The 2,748-nt window shown below is 61.0% G+C and carries 3 protein-coding genes; 2 read left to right on the top strand and 1 reads right to left on the bottom strand.

From position 1 onward, the window contains the following. Both M3498_03390 and M3498_03385 read left to right on the top strand, forming a co-directional pair. Positions 1-1,146 (top strand): glycoside hydrolase family 15 protein (locus tag M3498_03390; GenBank protein ID MDQ3458340.1); only part of this gene is annotated, 1,146 nt, incomplete at its 5' end. Further along, positions 1,127-1,951 (top strand): alpha/beta hydrolase, encoded by an 825-nt coding sequence (locus M3498_03385; protein MDQ3458339.1) that lies wholly within the window; start codon positions 1,127-1,129, stop codon positions 1,949-1,951. The genes M3498_03390 and M3498_03385, both read left to right, overlap by 20 nt. A 507-nt stretch (positions 1,952-2,458) precedes the next feature. On the opposite strand, the gene M3498_03380 is transcribed toward M3498_03385, so the two are convergent. Then, positions 2,459-2,689 carry a sulfurtransferase TusA family protein gene (locus M3498_03380; GenBank protein ID MDQ3458338.1) on the bottom strand — a complete coding sequence of 77 codons (231 nt, stop codon included), beginning with the start codon at positions 2,687-2,689 and terminating at the stop codon, positions 2,459-2,461. Positions 2,690-2,748: the final 59 nt, after the last annotated feature.

Genomic DNA, 2,748 nt, shown 5'->3' with positions numbered 1-2,748 from the left:
GCACACGCCATTTACCGTGGCCCCTACGAGCGCGAAGTGGCGGACTCGCTGAGGGCACTGCGCCTCCTGACCTTCGAGGAGAACGGCGGCATCATCGCGGCCCCCACGACCTCGCTGCCTGAAGTGATAGGGGGAGCACGCAACTACGACTACCGTTACGTCTGGCTGCGCGACGCGGGCATGATCGTGAGCGCCCTCACCCGGGCGGGCAGCGATGGCATTGAAGAGCAGCGCTTTTTGGACTTTATCTGCTCTGCCGAGCGGGACATCGAAGGCTTGCCGCTCCTACCCTTCTATACCCTGGACGGCACCCCAGCTCCGGATGACGAGAGCCTCGACCTCGCCGGCTACCGGGGCAGTCGCCCGGTGCGCACCGGCAATGAGGCCAAGATTCAGCTTCAGCTGGACGCGCTCGGCAACGTGCTTTTGGCGGCCAAGCTCATCTACAACCGCTTTAGGACACGAGCTCATTGGAACATCGTGGAAGAGGTGGCGGATTACCTCGCTGAAAACTGGCGCGAGCCCGACTATGGGCTGTGGGAGGAGCTCGAGCAGCGTCAGTACACCTCGAGTAAGGTCATCGTCGCTTGTGGGCTTGATGCGATCGCCGACCATAGCGAAAGTGACGAGCAAGCCCGCTACTGGCGTTCCGCAGTCCGCGACATACGCGAATTCATTGCCCAGAACTGTCTCAACTCCGAGGGCGCTTATGCCGCAGTCGCCGGAGGCGAGGCGGTCGATGTCTCGGCGGCGCTGTTTCCCGTTTGGGGTTACACCGATCCTAACACCCCGGAGATTCTGGCGACGATGCACGCGCTCGAGCGCGATTACCGCGAGGGCCATCTTTACCGCCGCCACCTGGAGAGCTTCGACTCTAAAGAAGAGGGCGCGTTTCTGGCGGGTACGTTCTGGGTTGCCCAGTACTGGGTGATGCGCGGTGATCTGGTGCGGGCCCGGGAAATTCTCGACGCCGGTTTAGGCTACGCTAACGACCTGGGGCTCTTCGCTGAGGAGGCTGATCCTGCTACGGGGTTGATGCTCGGTAACTTTCCGCAGACCTTCGTCCACGCGGCCTTTATCGGTGCCGTCATCGATCTCAAGACAGCCCTTCAACGAGGAGTCAGAGATGAAACTCAAAACGGCTGATATCGACGGCATCCGTATGCGCTGGCTCGAGCAGGGCGAGGGTTTTCCGGTCGTCCTCATCCACGGCATTCCCACCGGACCACGCCTCTGGCGCCAGGTGATGCCGCGGCTCGAGAACGCCCGTGCCTTGGCCTGGGAGATGGTCGGCTACGCCGGTTCCATCCCGGCAGGAGAGGGGCGCGACATTTCGGTGGGGCGTCAGGCGGATTATCTGGTCGCCTGGTTGCGACATCTCGGCGTTGAGCGAGCCGTGCTGGTGGGCCACGACCTGGGTGGGGGCGTGGCGCAAATCGTCGCGGTCCGTCACCCCGGCCTCGTCGCTGGTTTGCTGCTCACGAACAGCATCGGCTACGACTCGTGGCCCATCCCTGCGGTGAAAGCTGTGCGGGCTGCCGGGGGGTTCGCCAAACACTTACCGAACGCGGTCTTCAAGCCTTCCCTCCGCGCCTTCCTAGGCCTCGGTCATGACAACGGCGCTATAGCCTCCGACTCCTTTGAGATCCACTTTCAACCCTACGCGGAGCACGGCGGGGCAGCCGCCTTCATCCGTCAGGTGCGCGCGCTCAATGTTCAAGACACGCTTGCCGTTGAGGACAAGCTGCCGCGCCTGAACCTGCCCGCCAGGGTGGTCTGGGGAGCGGCGGATGGTTTCCAAAAGGTCCACTACGGCGAAAGGTTCGCCCGCGACCTGGGCGCGCGCTTAGAGCGCATCGAGGGCGGCAAGCACTTCACGCCCGAGGACCATCCGGACATCATTGCCCGGGCGCTGAATGACTTGTTGCGAGAGGTCGCGGTTTCACTGTAGCTGCCGGTCACAGCTACGCATCTATCAAGGCAGCCAACGCAGGAACATTGAGGCGGCACGCACCTCGCGTTCCCTCAATCAGACCTCGCCTGCGGAGTTCCTCGATGCTCGTCGTCACTGACACCCTGGTCGCGCTGATCAGCGAGGCCAGCTCGTCGTGCGTCGGGTTGGTCTCGAGGTGGCAAAATTAGCAGGCCATTAGTAAAAACCGTGGCGGACCGTACTCAATCCAACATCCGGGCGTGCGATTTAGGCTCGACAGCAACCTCTATGCACCCAACCTTGAGGTGGCCAGAAGTTAAGCACCTACACAAAAGTTCTTGTGAAGTTCTCAGGGCTAAGAGTTACAATCTGGCGAGGGCAAGGGGAGCAGCTTCCACAATTTCTTTTGCATGGCTACTTACCCACCAAACTCAGTGATATTTGGTTGGGACCACTGCAGCAAAAGCATCGGCTCCTTCCAATAGCTGGTCCCTGGTCTTACAGGAGAAATCAGCAAAGACATGTTCAGGCGCACTCGAGCAGGATCTCCCACTCCGACGCGCCGACCTCCTCGACACTAACGACCTTGTGTCCTGCCGCTTTGGCCCAGCGCGTGATGTTGTCGAGCGCCAAAGGGTAGTCGATCAAGACCTTGAGCCTAACGCCGGAATGCAGAACTTCAATGGCTTTCTTGGTCTCGAAGAGGGGGTAGGGGCAGATTTCGCCCCGGACGTCCAAGGTCTGCACTGTGGTCATATTGTCTCCTAATCCGCAGGATTAGCAGCCATCTCCCGCTGCATTCTCCTGCTGGGCAA

It is taken from the genome of Deinococcota bacterium (genome assembly GCA_030858465.1).
Lineage (GTDB): Bacteria > Deinococcota > Deinococci > Deinococcales > Trueperaceae > JALZLY01.
Note: the sequence above shows the minus strand (reverse complement) of the source record. Positions and strands in the feature narration are given on the sequence as shown.

Excerpts from the sequence above, each read along its gene's own strand:
- M3498_03380 (MDQ3458338.1), bottom strand. The coding sequence starts at position 2,689 with ATGACCACAGTGCAGACCTTGGACGTCCGGGGCGAAATCTGCCCCTAC.
- M3498_03385 (MDQ3458339.1), top strand. The coding sequence starts at position 1,127 with ATGAAACTCAAAACGGCTGATATCGACGGCATCCGTATGCGCTGGCTC.